The sequence below is a fragment of the Streptomyces alboniger genome (assembly GCF_008704395.1).
Taxonomy (GTDB): domain Bacteria; phylum Actinomycetota; class Actinomycetes; order Streptomycetales; family Streptomycetaceae; genus Streptomyces; species Streptomyces alboniger.
This window is the reverse complement of sequence record NZ_CP023695.1, coordinates 3,658,844-3,672,334: the sequence shown is the minus strand read 5'-3', so window position 1 is coordinate 3,672,334 and position 13,491 is coordinate 3,658,844. Positions and strand designations below refer to the sequence as shown.

Here is a 13,491-nt window from a genome sequence, read left to right as displayed (position 1 = left end):
CATAAGTGATACGGAAAGAGAAGAGAGAGGGCCCCGAGATGACGCGCAGCCGCGCCAATGACCCGAATGTGTGCGGTGTGACGGCCGCGATCGCCGTGATCGACGGCAAGTGGAAGACGGCGCTGCTCTGGCCGCTGGAGAGCGGCCCGCACCGGCCCGGGGAGATCCTGCGGCTGCTGCCGGGGCTCACCGAGAAGGTGCTGACGCAGGCGCTGCGCGAGATGGAGGCGGACGGCCTGGTGCACCGGGAGGTGCACGACGTACGGCCGTTGAAGACCGTCTACTCCCTCACGGAGTTCGGCCGTGACCTCTGCGAGGCGCTGGCGCCCCTGGCGGACTGGGGGCACCGCCGCCTGGACCGGCTGGTCGCCGGTGAGCGGCCGGCGTCCCAGCCCGAGTCGGTCGCTGTATAGCGTTCGTGACGCGACGTCACCTCGTGCCTCCCCCTTCCCCCGTGTGGCACGGCGTCTTCCGTTGCGGCGTCCCCACCAGGTTGGCCCGGGTCGCGTCGCACGCCAAGTACCCACAAAAAAGTGGCTACCGCCTGGCGGTAGCCACTGCTCGTGCCGGGTGTGATTCCGCGGCCGCCTCTTCCGGGGCTACTTCTTCCGCGGCTGGTTGAAGCGGATCATGTTGCCCGCGGGGTCGCGGAAGGCGCAGTCGCGTACGCCGTAGGGCTGGTCCATCGGCTCCTGAAGGACCTCGCCGCCCGCGGCGCGGATCCGCTCGAACGCGGCGTCGACGTCGTCGGTCCGGAAGATGACTCCGCGCAGATGGCCCTTGGCCATCAGCTCGGCCATCGCCTGCCGGTCGGATTCCGTGGCGTTCGGGTCGGCGAGCGGCGGTTCGAGGACGATCTCCACGCCCGCTTGCGTGGGCGAGCCGACGGTCACCCAGCGCATGCCCTCGAACCCGACGTCGTTGCGCACCTCCAGGCCGAGTGCGTCGCGGTAGAAAGCGAGCGCCTTGTCGTGGTCGTCGACGGCGATGAAGCACTGTGCGAGATTGATTTCCATGCCCACCACGCTAGGGAGCGCCGGGAGGTTTCGCTTCTCCGTTCCTGACCGGTCGGGTGTAGATCTTGGCGAGGCAGGCCGGGACGTCGGCGCCCGAGCCGTGATCCCGGGCCCGGTACGCGCTCGGGCTCTCCCCGACCACCTCGGCGAACCGCGAGCTGAACGACCCCAGTGACGTACACCCCACCGCCATGCACACCTCCGTCACGCTCAGGTCGCCGCGCCGCAGCAGCGCCTTGGCGCGCTCGATGCGGCGGGTCATGAGATAGCTGTACGGCGTCTCGCCGTAGGCCGCGCGGAAGCTGCGCGAGAAGTGCCCCGCGGACATCAGGGAGTCCCGCGCGAGGGCGGGGACGTCCAGCGGTTGCGCGTAGTCACGGTCCATGCGGTCACGGGCCTGGCGCAGCCGGACGAGGTCGGGAAGGGACACCACACGAGGAACGCTACCGATCACCGCTGACATCCGCGCGGCGGACCGTCCGCGCGGTGGACGCCCCTGTACGCGGCACCCCGCACACGACGAAAGCGAGGAGCTGAATCCGCTCCTCGCCACTCTCAACTTATAGCGCACAGGGGGGCTTGCGGCAAGGCCCATGTCGTGCCGCACAATGTCCGGCCAAGGCCAGGACCTGCGCAAATGGCGGAGACGGCGGTGCTCGCACCGCCGCTGGCGGACCGGACTCGTGAATGGGCGTTGTGATGTTTGATGTGATCGTGGTCGGCGGCGGACCGACCGGCTTGATGCTCGCGGGCGAGTTGCGGCTGCACGGCGTGCGGGTGGTCGTGCTGGAGAAGCTGACCGAGCAGACGGGCCAGTCCCGCGGGCAGGGCCTGCACGTGCGCAGCGTCGAGGTGATGGACCAGCGCGGGCTGCTGGACCAATTCCTCGCCATCAGCGAGAAGTTCCAGGTCGGCGGCCTCTTCGGCGGCGTGGCCAAGCCGTGGCCGGAACGGCTGGACACCGCGCACCCGTACGGCGTCGCCGCCCCGCAGCCGGTCACCGAGCGGCTGCTCGACGAGCACGCCGTCGCGGTCGGTACGGAGATCCGCCGCGGCAGCGAAGTGGTCGGGCTGAGACAGGACCAGGACGGGGTGAGCGTCGAGCTGGCGGACGGCACCCAGCTGCGCGCGCGCTACCTCGTAGGGTGTGACGGCGGCCGCAGCGTGGTCCGCAAGCAGCTGGGCGTCGACTTCCCCGGCGAGGCCGCCAAGGTCGAGACGATGCTGGGCGAGCTGGAGCTGACCGAGGCCCCGGAGGCGATCGCCGCCGCCGTCGCGGAGGTCAACAAGACCCAACTGCGTTTCGGCGCCCAGCCTCTGGGGGAGGGCTGGTACCGCGTCGTCGTGCCCGCGGACGGCGTGTCCGAGGACCGCGCGGCGCCGACCCTCGACGAGTTCAAGGAGCAGCTGCGGGCCTGGGCGGGCACGGACTTCGGCGCGCGCTCGCCGCGCTGGCTGTCCCGGTTCGGGGATGCCACCCGGCAGGCCGAGCGCTATCGCGTGGGCCGGGTGATGCTGGCCGGCGACGCGGCGCACATCCACCCGCCGACCGGCGGACAGGGCCTCAACCTCGGTGTGCAGGACGCGTTCAACCTCGGCTGGAAGCTGGCCGCCGCGGTCAACGGCTGGGCGCCGGAAGGGCTCCTCGACACCTACCACGCCGAACGGCACCCGGTGGGGGCCGCCGTGCTCGACAACACCCGCGCGCAGATCACCCTCCTCGGGACCGACCCGGGCGCGACCGCGCTGCGGGAGCTGTTCTCGAAGCTGATGGACTTCGAGGAGGTGAACCGGTACGTGACCGGCATCATCACCGCGGTCGACATCCGCTACGACTTCGGCGACGGACACGAGCTGCTCGGCCGCCGGATGCGGGACGTCAAGCTGGAGCGGGGCCGCCTCTACGAGCTGATGCGCACCGGCCGCGGCCTGCTGCTCGACCGCACCGGCGACCTGTCGGTCGCGGGCTGGGAGGACCGCATCGACCATGTGGTCGACGCCGGTGAGGAGTTGGCGGCGCTGGACGTCCCCGCGGTGCTGCTGCGGCCGGACGGCCATGTGGCGTGGGTCGGCAAGGACCAGGGGGACCTGGTCGACCATCTGCCGACGTGGTTCGGTACCGCCACGGCGGGCTGAGCCGTCCGGCCGCGGGGGTTCAGCTCTTGACGGCCTCCGCGATCCGCGAGGCGGCCTGGGCGGGCGTGAGGCGTGTGGTGTCGACGACTTCGGCCTCGGCGTGCAGCCACGTCCGGGCCGCCTCGGCGTACGGCTCCAGGTACTTCAGACGGAATGCGGAGGGGCCGAGGACCGTATCCCCCTCGATCCGCCCGCGGAGGGTTTCCTGGTCGGCGTGGAGTACGAAGTGGCGTACGGGGATGCGGTTTTGGGCGAGGCCAGAGCTGATCTCACGCCAGTACGCCTCGACCAGGACGGTCATGGGCATCACCAGGGTGCCGCCCGTGTAGTCGAGTACGCGCCGGGCGGTCTCGACGACGAGCGGCCGCCACGGCGGCCAGTGCTGGAAGTTGTCCGTCCCGGGCAGCCCCGGTGTGATGTCCATGAGCGTCTCGCCGACCTTCTCGGCGTCGAACACCCGTGAATCGGGGAGCTGTTGCCGCACGAGCGCACTGGTCGTCGTCTTGCCGACCCCATGGGTGCCGTTGAGCCATACGATCATGAGCCTGACGTTAGCGCCTGCTCCGGCTCCACGACGTCGGCGACCACGCAGCTGACGTTGTCGGGGCCGCCGGAGCCGTTGGCGAGGGCGATGAGTTCACGGACGGCCTGCTCGGGGTCCCCGGCCCCGGAGAGCACCCGTCGGATCTCCTCGACCCGCGCGACGGCGGACAGGCCGTCGGAGCAGAGCGGGTACCGGTCTCCCGGCAGGGCGTCGTGAAGGCGCATGTCGTGGGTGGTGTCGGCTCCGTGGCCGAGGCCTCGTACGAGCAGCGCGCGCTGGGGGTGGGAGGTGGCCTCCTCCGCGGTGAGACGTCCTTCGTCGACCATCCTCTGCACCATCGTGTGATCGTGGGTGATCTGGAACAGCTCTCCGTCACGGAGGAGGTAGACGCGCGAGTCGCCGATGTGGACGAGGGCCAGCTGTGAGCCGGTCCAGTGCATCGCGGTGAGGGTGGTGCCGGCCCCCTCGTGCGCCGAACCGGGCCCGGCGACGCCGTCGACGGCCTGTTTGGCCTGCTCGACGGCGTCCTCCAGGACGTCGAGGAGACCGCCCGCCGGGAGGTCGCCGGTGTCGAGCCGCTTCAGCGCGTCGACGGCGGCGGCGCCGGCCTCTGCCCCCGCGCTGCCGTAACCGTCGGCGACGGCGAGCAGGCGGGACCCGGCGTAGGCGGTGTCCTGGTTGCTCTCACGGACGAGGCCCTTGTCGGACAGTGCGGCGTAACGGATTTCCAGGGGTTCGGTGGTCACAGACATGGCGGGGTCCTTCCGGGACAGATGGTCGATGAGGAGGGAGGCGAGGTCCCGCCGCGCGGCGGTGTCCGCCTCGACCTGGGCCCAGAAAGCGCGGATCTCCCGCGCGGCCTCGGTCGGCTCCAGCGCGCAGACGCGCTGAATGCGGTTCAGCGGCATCCCAAGGCGCCGGAGCCAGGCGACCAGGCGGGCCTGGTCCAGCTGCGCCGGTGCGTAGAGGCGGTAGCCGCTCACCGGGTCGACGCGCGCGGGCGTCAGCAGCCCCAGCTCGTCGTAGAGCCGCAGCGCCTTGGGCGACAGCCGGGCCGCCTTCGCGAACGTCCCGATGGTCAGCAATCCCATACCCGCCCCCTCCTCATCCCGGGCACGCCGCCCGGCTCCACCGATGCTGGGGGCTCACCCGAGGTGAAGGTCAACCATGGGTTCTGCGGATCACGGTGCGGGCGAGCTGGTGGATGCCGAGCCGGCTGGACCAGATCGCGGTGCTGCCCTAGTGGCGTAGCGCACTTTTGCAAGCAGGTGCTTGCAAAAGTTAGCAAGGGTGCTGCACCATCGAGGCATGGCATCACTCAACGTCGGAAATCTCGGCGAGTACCTGCGCGAGCAGCGGCGCACCGCGCAGCTTTCGCTCAGGCAGCTCGCCGACGCCGCCGGGGTGTCCAATCCGTATCTGAGCCAGATCGAGCGCGGCCTGCGCAAGCCGAGCGCCGAGGTGTTGCAGCAGGTCGCCAAGGCCCTGCGGATCTCCGCCGAGACGCTGTACGTGCGGGCCGGGATCCTCGACGAGAAGGAGCGGGACGAGCTGGAGACGCGCGCCGTCATCCTCGCCGACCCCTCCATCAACGAGCGCCAGAAGCAGGTGCTGTTGCAGATCTACGAGTCGTTCCGCAAGGAGAACGGCTTCGAGACCTCGTCGTACGCGGATGAGGCGGACGCGGATGAGGCGTACGCGCAAGAGGCGTACGCCGATGAGGACGCCGAGGCCGCTGACGGCCCCCGCGCGGCCGATGGCAGTGATGCCGGCCCGAAGCAGACACCCCCTAGCTGAACCAGCTGACGCGAATCCGGGAGGACCATCGTCATGGCCATCACTGATGACCTGCGCAAGACCCTCACCAACACCACCCCCGCATACTTCGTCGCCGGGTCCGCGGACCTCGCGTTCCAGCAGGCGAAGAAGGTGCCGGGCATCGTCGAGCAGCTGATCGCCGAGGCGCCGTCCCGCTTCGAGGCGGTGCGCAACACCGACCCCAAGGAAGTCCAGGACAAGGCCGCGGCCCGCGCCAAGGAGGCGCAGGAGACCATCCAGGCCAAGGTCACCGAGGTGCTCGGCACCATCGACACCGACCTGAAGAAGCTCGGCGAGACCGCCCAGGACCTCGCGCTGCGCGGTGTCGGCGTGGCGGCCGAGCTGGCGGTCAAGGCGCGCGAGAAGTACGACGAGGTCGCCGAGCACGGCGAGCAGGCCGTGCGGACCTGGCGCGGCGAGGCCGCCGAGGAGATCCTCGACCTGGCCGAGACGGTCGAGCCGGACGCCGAGCCGGAGCCCGCCCGTGCCACGGCGGAGCCCAAGGTGATCGGGGCCTCCGAGACCACCGGCGTGACCGCCACCCCGGCGAAGAAGCCCGTCGCCAAGAAGACACCGGCCGCCCGCAAGGCGACGACGACGACGCCGGCGACGGCGAAGAAGACCACGCCGCCTGCCAAGTAGGACCGCCAGGTAGTTTCGCGGGGCGGGCACTCATGGAGTGTCCGCCCCGTTGACGGGGTAGCGGGTACCGTGGCCGCGTAATGGACAGCCGAGACTGGTGGTGGACGTTGTGCTGATGCAGGGGTTCGCGAACTTCATGTGGCTGCTGTCGCTGGCCCTGATCGTGTTCAGCGGATTCGCGCTCATCGACGCCGCCGTCCGGCGCGAGGACGCCTATCGGGCCGCCGACAAGAAGACCAAGCCGTTCTGGCTGATCATCCTCGGGCTCGCCTTCGTGGTGAACCTGATCTTCAACATCCTGTCGTTCCTGCCGATCCTCGGCCTCATCGCCACCATCGTCTACATGGTGGACGTGCGGCCCGCCCTCCGGCAGATCACCGGTGGCGGGCGCCGCGGCGGCTCCAGCAGCGACGGGCCCTACGGGCCGTACAACGGCGGCCGGTAGCCCGCAGGGGTAGCCCACAGACGCCGGCAAGCGGACGCCCTAGCGCCCGCCCGGCGCCCGGTCCAGGAGCAGGACCGCCACGTCGTCCGTCAGATCCCCGCCGTTGAGGTCCCGCGCCTCGTTCACAGCGGCTTCGAGCAGTTCGTCGCCCTGGAGCCCCGAGGCGATCTGGCGGCGGACCATCTCCACCATGCCCTCCTGCCCCAGGCGCTCCTTGCCCTGGCCGATCCGGCCCTCGATCAGGCCGTCCGTGTAGAGCATCAGGCTCCACTTCCCGCCCAGCTCCACCTGCCGCCGCGGCCAGCGTGCGCGCGGCAGCAGGCCGAGGGCGGGGCCCCCGTCCTCGTACGGCAGGAGTTCGGCGAGGCGGCCCTCGCGGGCGATCAGCGGTGACGGGTGGCCGGCCAGGCAGAGCCCGGCGCGGCGGCCGTCGGGGGCGATGTCGACCGTGCAGAGCGTCGCGAAGATCTCGTCGTCCGCGCGCTCGTGCTCCAGGACCTTCTGAAGGGTGGAGAGCAGTTCGTCGCCGCACAGCCCCGCGAAGGTCAGCGCGCGCCACGCGATCCGCAGCTCCACGCCGAGCGCCGCCTCGTCGGGGCCGTGGCCGCAGACGTCGCCGATCATGACGTGCACGGAGCCGTCGGGCGTGCGCACGGTGTCGTAGAAGTCGCCGCCGAGCAGCGCGCGGGAACGGCCGGGGCGGTAGCGGGCGGCGAACCGCAGCGGGGAGCCGTTCAGGAGCGGCGTGGGCAGCAGGCCGCGCTCCAGACGGGCGTTCTCCTGGGCCCGCAGCCGTGACTCGGTCAGCTGGCGCTGGGCGACGTCGGCGCGCTTGCGCTCCACCGCGTACCGGATGGCGCGGCTCAGGAGCCGGCCGTCCAGCTCGTCGCGGAGGAGATAGTCCTGGGCGCCGACGCGCACGGCCTCGGCGCCCAGCTCGGAGTCGTCGTTGGCGGTGAGCGCGAGGACGGCGTGGCGGGGCGCGAGGCGCAGTACGTGCTTGAGGGCGGCCAGCTCGTCCTCGTCCGCCTCGGGGGTGCCGGGGACGGTCAGGGCGAGGTCGAGCAGGATGCAGTGCACGTCGTCCGTGAGCAGCCGCTCGGCCTCGGTGAGGTTGCGCGCGGTGCGGATACGGATGGGCTTGCCCGCGGAGTCGAGCAGCTCGGGAACGCTCAGCGACCCTGCCGGGTCGTCCTCGATCACCAGCAGGCTCAGTGAGGTATTGGGGCTGGGGCTGAGCCCGGGGCTCGGGTTACGGCTGGCGCCGGGGCCGGGGCCGGGGCGGGAGCTGGAGCCCTTGGGGCCTGGCCCGCTGCCGGTGCCTGCGTGGCCGTCAGTGGTCGTGTGGTGGGCGGGCACCGCCGGGCTGTGGCGGGGCGCCGCGTGAGCCTGACCGCCTTCCGCGGCCGGGATCTCTCTCTGCCGCGGTATGGGTACGGGCATCTCTGGCTTCCTTCCCTCCCCCCGAGGGCATGGCGCCACGCAGGTCGACGCGGCACCGACGGGGACCTTAGCGGTAGCCGAGCCTCCATTGGAATGCCGCTCGGCGAACGGCCACCGTCATATGCCGCATCCAGGAACGCACTTGGGCACGGCACGGCCCCGGCCGGATGACGAACATCACGCCCCGGGGGTCGAGCGGGGGGCCGGGGCGTGCACTGGGTCACACACTCCGGAGGCCGCCCGGCCCGCCGCCGTCGGCCTCACCGATCGCGGCCCCCGCGACCTCCGTGGCCCCGGCTGCCTCCGTGGCCCCCGTGGCGCGAGGCTACTTGTCGGGCCGCACGACCCCGAGGATCCTCATGGAGCCCGCCCCCGCGATCGTCACGTCCCGGCCCGGCCGCGGCGCGTGCACGATCGCGCCGTCGCCCAGATACATCCCGACGTGGCTCGCGTCCGAGTGGTAGATGATCAGGTCGCCGGGGCGCATGTTCTTCACGTCGATGCGCGGCAGCTGCTTCCACTGCTCCTGCGAGGTCCGCGGAATGCCGCGCCCGGCCTTCGCCCAGGCCTTCGAGGTGAGCCCCGAGCAGTCGTACGCACCCGGGCCCTCGGCGCCCCATACGTACGGCTTGCCGATCTGCGCCGTGGCGAACTCGACGGCCTTCCTGCCCTGGAGCGTCGCCTTGCCGTCGATGTCCTTCAGGACGCCCGAACCCACCCACGCCGACTGTCTCTTGAGGGCCGCGTCCTCCTCCAGCTCGCGCAGCCGGTCCCGCTCCTTCTTCTCCAGTCTGGACTCGAGCTTCTCGGCGGCCGCGATCTTCTTCTTGATCTTCTTCTTCGACGCGGCCTTCGCCTTGCGGTTGGCTTCCAGCTTCTTCCAGCGGGCGGTGGCGTCCTTGGCGTAGATCCGCAGGTCGTCCTGGGTCCTGTCCAGCTCCGTCAGCATGCTCTTGGTGGCCTTCTCGCCCTGCCGCATGCGCCCGGCGCCGTCCAGGAACTGCCCCGGGTCGTCGCTGAGCATCAGCCGTGCCTCGTCCGGCAGCCCGCCGCCGCGGTACTGCGCGCGGGCCGCGGCGCCCGCCCGCGCCTTGAGCTTCTTCAGCTTCGCCTCGCCCTTGGCGATGTCCTTGGCCAGCTTCACGATCTGCTCGGACTGCTTGTCGGCCTTCTCCTCGGCCGCGTTGTACGCGTCCGTCGCCACGCCCGCGTCGTGGTACAGCTTCTCGATCTCCTTGCGGACCTTCTCAAGCGACGCGTCCGACTCACGTGACGCGTCCGACGGCGGCGTCGGCTCCGCCGGGCTGGAAGGGGGAGAAGGGCTCGCATACGCCGCTCCCGGCGCGGTCATCACCACGGCCGCGCAGATCAGCGCCACGGTCGCCGCCGTCGAGTATCGCTTGCCGGTCACGCCCTGCCACCCCCAAAGCTGATTTACCGTCAGTAACGTCTGGTCGTCCACGGGATGGTGCCACGCCGACGCCCAATGCGACAGAGCCCGACAGCAAACTCCGATCCCCCGTCCGCCACGTCTGACGAACGGCATGCGGTGTCCGTTCCCCGCAGGTCAGAGCATCAGGGTGGTATCCGGGTCCGGCCTCCGGGCGGCGTCGGGGTTCACCCCGGGTGTCCTCCAAATGGACTCGGGGTTCACCCGGGCCGCGGCGCCAACGCCCCCCAGCGCACGGTCACTTCCCCCTGCCGCCACCGCGAACTGCCTTCGAGCACCGGCCAGTCGGCGCTCAGGTCGCGTACCGCCCTCATCCACCGCTGCCGCGCCCCGTACGAGGCGTAGGGCGCGGCGGCCGCCCAGGCCCGGTCGAAGTCGCGTAGGAACGCGTGTACGGGCTCGCCCGGCACGTTCCGGTGGATCAGCGCCTTCGGCAGCCGCTCGGCGAGATCGGAGGGCCGCTCCAGGGAGCCGAGCCGCGCCGCGAAGGTCACCGTGCGCGGCCCCTCGGGCCCGAGCGCGACCCACACGTGCCGTCGCCCGATCTCGTCGCAGGTGCCCTCGACGAGCAGCCCGCCGGGGGCGAGGCGGGTGCGCAGCCGCTCCCAGACGGCGGCGACCTGGTCCTCGTCGTACTGCCGCAGGACGTTCGCGGCGCGGATCAGGGCGGGGCTGCCCGGCAGCGGCACCTCGAAGCCGCCGTGCCGGAAGGTCAGCCCCTCCCGCTCGTACGGCTCGGCGGCCGCGACCCGCGCCGGGTCGATCTCGACACCGACCACGCGCGCGTGGGGAGCGACGGTACGCAGCCGGAGCAGCAGTTCGACGGCGGTCCAGGGGGAGGCGCCGTAGCCGAGGTCGACGGCCACCGGGTCGGGAGAGCGGCGCAGGGCGGCGCCGTGCGTGGCGGCGATCCAGCGGTCCATGCGGCGCAGCCGGTTCGGGTTCGTGGTCCCGCGCGTCACCGTTCCCACGGGGCGGGAAGGGGTGCGTGGGGCCATGGGGAAAGGGTATGCGGGTGAAGCGGCCGAGAGGCACCGGGTAACGCTTTGGCAAAAAGGGAGAGTGGGGGAGGAGAGCGGAAATGGAGTAACGGCTTCCGGTGTTGTGCCACTGGAGGTACGTACGCCCTCCCCGTCGTCATGCCCGTACGCAAGGAGGACCGCCACGTGAGCCAGTACGTGTCCAGGCTCGGGCGTCGCTCCCCGGCGGCCCCCTCCCGGCTCCGCATCCCCGGCACCCACCGGCGTCCGCGCCGCGTGGCCATGCTGAGCGTGCACACCTCGCCGCTGCACCAGCCCGGTACGGGCGACGCGGGCGGCATGAACGTCTACATCGTCGAGCTGGCCAAGCGCCTCGCCGCGATCAACATCGAGGTCGAGATCTTCACCCGGGCCACCACGGGCGCCCTTCCGCCGAGCGTGCAACTGGCGCCCGGGGTCCTCGTGCGGCACGTCGACGCGGGCCCCTACGAAGGCCTCGCCAAGGAAGAGCTGCCGGCCCAGCTCTGCGCCTTCACGCACGGTGTGATGCAGGCCTGGGCGGGCCACCGCCCCGGCTACTACGACCTGGTCCACTCCCACTACTGGCTCTCCGGGCACGTCGGCTGGCTCGCCGCCGAGCGCTGGGGCGTGCCCCTCGTCCACGCCATGCACACCATGGCCAAGGTCAAGAACGCCGCGCTCGCCGAGGGCGACACTCCGGAGCCGGCCGCCCGAGTCATCGGCGAGACGCAGATCGTCCGCGCCGCCGACCGCCTCATCGCCAACACCTCCGAAGAGGCCGACGAACTCGTACGCCACTACGAAGCCGACGCCGGCAAGGTCGCCGTCGTCCACCCCGGCGTCAACCTCGACCGCTTCCGCCCGGCCGACGGGCGCGCCGCCGCCCGCCACCGCCTCGGGCTACCGCAGGACGCCCTGATCCCCCTCTTCGCGGGCCGCATCCAGCCCCTGAAGGCCCCGGACGTCCTGCTCCGCGCGGTCGCCGTGCTCCTGGACGAGCGGCCCGCCCTGCGCTCGAACATCGTCGTCCCGATCGTCGGCGGCCCGAGCGGCAGCGGCCTCGCGAAGCCGGAAGGCCTCCAGAAGCTGGCCGCGAGACTGGGGATCGCCGATGTGGTCCGCTTCCAGCCGCCGGTGGGCCAGGATCAGCTGGCGGACTGGTTCCGGGCGGCGTCGGTCCTCGTGATGCCGTCCTACAGCGAGTCCTTCGGCCTCGTCGCCATAGAGGCGCAGGCGGCCGGTACGCCGGTCCTCGCGGCCTCGGTGGGCGGCCTGCCCGTCGCCGTACGCGACGAGACGACGGGCTTCCTGGTCTCCGGCCACGAACCGGCCCACTACGCGCGCGTGCTGCGCGATTTCGCCGACCATCCACAGCTCGTGGACCGCATGGGGCAGGCGGCGGCCCGGCACGCGCAGTCCTTCGGCTGGGACACGGCCGCGTCCGCCACGGCGGACGTGTACACCGCGGCCATGCACGATTTCCGCGGTTCCCACCGTCACGTACGCTCGCACCATGGCTGAGCAGGCAGACACCGCGACGATCATCGAGCGGACGCTGGACGACGCCGAGCTGGAATGGGAGGCACCCGAGCCCGGCTCGTACGTGGTGAAGCTGCCGGGCACCCGGAAGCTCTCGACCACGCTCTCCCTGCGGGTCGGCAAGCACTCGCTCTCCCTGAACGCCTTCGTGATCCGGCACCCCGACGAGAACCACGAGGCGGTGCACCGCTGGCTGCTGGAGCGGAACCTCCGCCTCTACGGCGTGAGTTACGCGATCGACTCCCTGGGCGACATCTACCTCGCAGGCAAGCTCCCGCTCGCGGCGGTCACCCCCACGGAACTGGACCGCCTCCTGGGCTCCGTCCTCTCCGCAGCGGACGACTCCTTCAACACCCTCCTCGAACTGGGCTTCGCATCGGCGATCCGCAAGGAGTACGAGTGGCGGGTCTCCCGGGGCGAGTCGACGCGGAACCTGGACGCGTTCACGCACTTGACCCAGCCGAAGGGCTAGCGCCGGGCTGACGCGGGCCTACTTCCTCTTGCCCCGGGTCGCATCGGGGGCCTCGGGAGCTGCGTCGAAGTCGTACTCCAAGACATACGAGGCGGCGTCCAACGTCATCTCGTTGACCTCGACGGGGCGGCCTCCGGTCGTGAACGCCGTGCGGCAGATGAGGAAGACCGGGGTGCCCGCGGGCATGCTCAAGCGCGCTACCTCGTCCTTAGACGGCATGCGTGAGCGGATTTCCTCGCGGAAGTGCACTGGTTTGTGGCCCAGTTCGGCGAGCCTGGCGTATGTTCCGCCCTCCCCGGTGTCCTCCTGGGTGATCGCCGATCCGGCGACCAGGGCCATGGGCAGGTAGCTCGTCGCGAGCAGGACGGGTTTGCCGTCCAGGACGAAACGCCGACGCCTCACGCACACCGGCTCCTCGTCGGCCAAGTCCAGGACGGTACTGACGCGGTCGGGCGCGGTCTCCTCGGACACGGTGACCTGGTCCACCTCCAGGGAGCGGTTCTCGATGTCCGCCGACCAGATGGAACGACCGTTGCCCCACTGCTGCTCGGCCAGCCGCTGGATGCCTCGGCGCCGGAGCGGGCGGAAGGTGCGGACGAACACGCCGGCCCCCTTGCGGGCTTCAGCGATGCCCTCGTCCCGAAGGACACCCAGGGCCTGGCGTGCCGTCATTCGGGCAACTCCGTGCGTGGCCATGAGGTCGTTCTCCCCCGGCAGCCGATCACCAGGACCGTACCGGCCCGCCTGAATCGCCTCGCGCAGGGTGTCTGCGATCCGCTCGTACTTGGGCCGAGGGGTGTCTTCGGTGTGGGCCATTCCGCAGGTCTCCTCACTCTCTTCTCTAGACACCTTAGGCCACGGGTTGGCCGTTCGCTCGCTGCGTGTAGCCGCCCGGGGCTGGTCAACGACCGTCTCCTGCAATCCGATTGACGTCTCTAGAGATGTGCTCCAGAGTGAGATGTATAGAGAGGCTGAAGGGCCTTGG

The 13,491-nt window shown here is 71.0% G+C and carries 15 protein-coding genes; 7 read left to right on the top strand and 8 right to left on the bottom strand.

Annotation, left to right across the window (positions count from 1 at the left end; translation table 11 throughout):
* Positions 1-38: 38 nt before the first annotated feature.
* A complete protein-coding gene (locus CP975_RS16200) occupies positions 39-413 on the top strand; it encodes a winged helix-turn-helix transcriptional regulator (protein WP_055534128.1) in 375 nt (124 codons plus the stop codon).
* Between the two features lie 186 nt (positions 414-599).
* Here CP975_RS16200 and CP975_RS16195 read toward each other — a convergent pair whose 3' ends face one another.
* Both CP975_RS16195 and CP975_RS16190 read right to left on the bottom strand, forming a co-directional pair.
* Positions 600-1,016 carry a VOC family protein gene (locus CP975_RS16195; RefSeq protein ID WP_030784791.1) on the bottom strand — a complete coding sequence of 139 codons (417 nt, stop codon included), beginning with the start codon at positions 1,014-1,016 and terminating at the stop codon, positions 600-602.
* Between the two features lie 10 nt (positions 1,017-1,026).
* On the bottom strand, positions 1,027-1,446 hold the full coding sequence (locus CP975_RS16190; RefSeq protein ID WP_246201787.1) for a helix-turn-helix transcriptional regulator: 420 nt from the start codon (positions 1,444-1,446) through the stop codon (positions 1,027-1,029).
* Positions 1,447-1,715: 269 nt separating this feature from the next.
* Here CP975_RS16190 and rox point away from each other — a divergent pair, with 269 nt between their 5' ends.
* Entirely contained in the window at positions 1,716-3,152 is a 1,437-nt protein-coding gene (rox, locus tag CP975_RS16185) for a rifampin monooxygenase (RefSeq protein ID WP_055534124.1), read from the top strand.
* A gap of 19 nt (positions 3,153-3,171) precedes the next feature.
* Here the strand turns inward: rox and CP975_RS16180 are convergent, their stop codons facing one another.
* Positions 3,172-3,693: a P-loop NTPase family protein gene (locus CP975_RS16180; protein WP_055534122.1), complete on the bottom strand. Its 522-nt coding sequence runs from the start codon at positions 3,691-3,693 to the stop codon at positions 3,172-3,174.
* Complete coding sequence (locus CP975_RS16175) at positions 3,690-4,787, bottom strand: MerR family transcriptional regulator (protein ID WP_055534120.1); 1,098 nt, start codon at positions 4,785-4,787, stop codon at positions 3,690-3,692. The genes CP975_RS16180 and CP975_RS16175 overlap by 4 nt, the downstream gene beginning before the upstream one ends.
* 217 nt (positions 4,788-5,004) lie before the next feature.
* On the opposite strand from CP975_RS16175, the gene CP975_RS16170 reads away from it, so the two are divergent.
* The 3 genes from CP975_RS16170 to CP975_RS16160 all read left to right on the top strand — a co-directional run bounded on the left by CP975_RS16170 (position 5,005) and on the right by CP975_RS16160 (position 6,601).
* Positions 5,005-5,493: a helix-turn-helix domain-containing protein gene (locus CP975_RS16170; RefSeq protein WP_055534119.1), complete on the top strand. Its 489-nt coding sequence runs from the start codon at positions 5,005-5,007 to the stop codon at positions 5,491-5,493.
* 33 nt (positions 5,494-5,526) lie between these two features.
* Positions 5,527-6,156, top strand: a complete 630-nt coding sequence (locus CP975_RS16165) for a hypothetical protein (protein ID WP_055534118.1) — start codon at positions 5,527-5,529, stop codon at positions 6,154-6,156.
* Between the two features lie 115 nt (positions 6,157-6,271).
* Entirely contained in the window at positions 6,272-6,601 is a 330-nt protein-coding gene (locus CP975_RS16160) for a DUF2516 family protein (RefSeq protein WP_199783140.1), read from the top strand.
* Between the two features lie 39 nt (positions 6,602-6,640).
* On the opposite strand, the gene CP975_RS16155 is transcribed toward CP975_RS16160, so the two are convergent.
* The 3 genes from CP975_RS16155 to CP975_RS16145 form a co-directional block, all read right to left on the bottom strand.
* The gene (locus CP975_RS16155; protein ID WP_150477034.1) at positions 6,641-8,044 is read right to left on the bottom strand and encodes a PP2C family protein-serine/threonine phosphatase; all 1,404 of its coding nucleotides are present in this window, start codon (positions 8,042-8,044) and stop codon (positions 6,641-6,643) included.
* A gap of 325 nt (positions 8,045-8,369) precedes the next feature.
* Positions 8,370-9,395, bottom strand: coding sequence for a C40 family peptidase (locus tag CP975_RS16150; RefSeq protein ID WP_425474320.1), 1,026 nt, complete (start codon positions 9,393-9,395; stop codon positions 8,370-8,372).
* 299 nt (positions 9,396-9,694) lie between these two features.
* Positions 9,695-10,492 (bottom strand): class I SAM-dependent methyltransferase, encoded by a 798-nt coding sequence (locus CP975_RS16145; protein WP_055533543.1) that lies wholly within the window; start codon positions 10,490-10,492, stop codon positions 9,695-9,697.
* 168 nt (positions 10,493-10,660) lie between these two features.
* Between CP975_RS16145 and mshA the strand changes: the two genes are divergently transcribed.
* Together mshA and CP975_RS16135 are read left to right on the top strand one after the other, a co-directional pair.
* A complete protein-coding gene (gene mshA / locus CP975_RS16140) occupies positions 10,661-12,016 on the top strand; it encodes a D-inositol-3-phosphate glycosyltransferase (RefSeq protein ID WP_055533561.1) in 1,356 nt (451 codons plus the stop codon).
* A complete protein-coding gene (locus CP975_RS16135; protein WP_055533541.1) occupies positions 12,009-12,506 on the top strand; it encodes a type III secretion system chaperone family protein in 498 nt (165 codons plus the stop codon). The genes mshA and CP975_RS16135 overlap by 8 nt, the downstream gene beginning before the upstream one ends.
* Before the next feature lie 18 nt (positions 12,507-12,524).
* Here CP975_RS16135 and CP975_RS16130 read toward each other — a convergent pair whose 3' ends face one another.
* Entirely contained in the window at positions 12,525-13,322 is a 798-nt protein-coding gene (locus CP975_RS16130) for a GntR family transcriptional regulator (RefSeq protein ID WP_055533539.1), read from the bottom strand.
* Positions 13,323-13,491: the final 169 nt, after the last annotated feature.

Excerpts from the sequence above, each read along its gene's own strand:
- rox (WP_055534124.1), top strand. The coding sequence starts at position 1,716 with ATGTTTGATGTGATCGTGGTCGGCGGCGGACCGACCGGCTTGATGCTC.
- CP975_RS16170 (WP_055534119.1), top strand. The coding sequence starts at position 5,005 with ATGGCATCACTCAACGTCGGAAATCTCGGCGAGTACCTGCGCGAGCAG.
- CP975_RS16175 (WP_055534120.1), bottom strand. The coding sequence starts at position 4,787 with ATGGGATTGCTGACCATCGGGACGTTCGCGAAGGCGGCCCGGCTGTCG.
- CP975_RS16200 (WP_055534128.1), top strand. The coding sequence starts at position 39 with ATGACGCGCAGCCGCGCCAATGACCCGAATGTGTGCGGTGTGACGGCC.
- CP975_RS16145 (WP_055533543.1), bottom strand. The coding sequence starts at position 10,492 with ATGGCCCCACGCACCCCTTCCCGCCCCGTGGGAACGGTGACGCGCGGG.
- CP975_RS16195 (WP_030784791.1), bottom strand. The coding sequence starts at position 1,016 with ATGGAAATCAATCTCGCACAGTGCTTCATCGCCGTCGACGACCACGAC.
- CP975_RS16135 (WP_055533541.1), top strand. The coding sequence starts at position 12,009 with ATGGCTGAGCAGGCAGACACCGCGACGATCATCGAGCGGACGCTGGAC.
- CP975_RS16180 (WP_055534122.1), bottom strand. The coding sequence starts at position 3,693 with ATGATCGTATGGCTCAACGGCACCCATGGGGTCGGCAAGACGACGACC.
- CP975_RS16165 (WP_055534118.1), top strand. The coding sequence starts at position 5,527 with ATGGCCATCACTGATGACCTGCGCAAGACCCTCACCAACACCACCCCC.
- CP975_RS16130 (WP_055533539.1), bottom strand. The coding sequence starts at position 13,322 with ATGGCCCACACCGAAGACACCCCTCGGCCCAAGTACGAGCGGATCGCA.
- CP975_RS16155 (WP_150477034.1), bottom strand. The coding sequence starts at position 8,044 with ATGCCCGTACCCATACCGCGGCAGAGAGAGATCCCGGCCGCGGAAGGC.
- CP975_RS16160 (WP_199783140.1), top strand. The coding sequence starts at position 6,272 with ATGCAGGGGTTCGCGAACTTCATGTGGCTGCTGTCGCTGGCCCTGATC.
- CP975_RS16150 (WP_425474320.1), bottom strand. The coding sequence starts at position 9,395 with ATGACCGCGCCGGGAGCGGCGTATGCGAGCCCTTCTCCCCCTTCCAGC.